The sequence below is a fragment of the Pseudoalteromonas sp. SIMBA_162 genome (assembly GCF_046535955.1).
Taxonomy (GTDB): Bacteria; Pseudomonadota; Gammaproteobacteria; order Enterobacterales; family Alteromonadaceae; genus Pseudoalteromonas; species Pseudoalteromonas marina.
Window position 1 is genome coordinate 1 of record NZ_JAWJBQ010001308.1, and the last position, 232, is coordinate 232.

At 72.4% G+C, this 232-nt stretch carries 1 protein-coding gene; it reads right to left on the reverse strand.

Features of this window, described 5'->3' with window-relative positions; all coding sequences use genetic code 11:
- Nucleotides 1-15 precede the first annotated feature (15 nt).
- Nucleotides 16-232 (reverse strand): AIR carboxylase family protein (locus R0J88_RS23875; RefSeq protein WP_410901439.1); only part of this gene is annotated, 217 nt, incomplete at its 5' end.

Consider the following 232-nt stretch of genomic DNA (forward strand, 5'->3'; position numbering starts at 1 on the left):
GCCGCCGGTGCGCCGTCATGCCAGCGGCGGCAGCACCATGGCGTGCGCGGCTTCGTTCTGGCGCACGCGGAACGCGGCGAGCCGGTTCGCGTAGTCGGCCGACGTGCCGGACAGGATCGACACCGCGAATAGCGCGGCGTTCGCGGCGCCGGCCTCGCCGATCGCGAACGTCGCGACCGGCACGCCCTTCGGCATCTGCACGATCGAGTGCAGCGAATCGACGCCCTTCAGG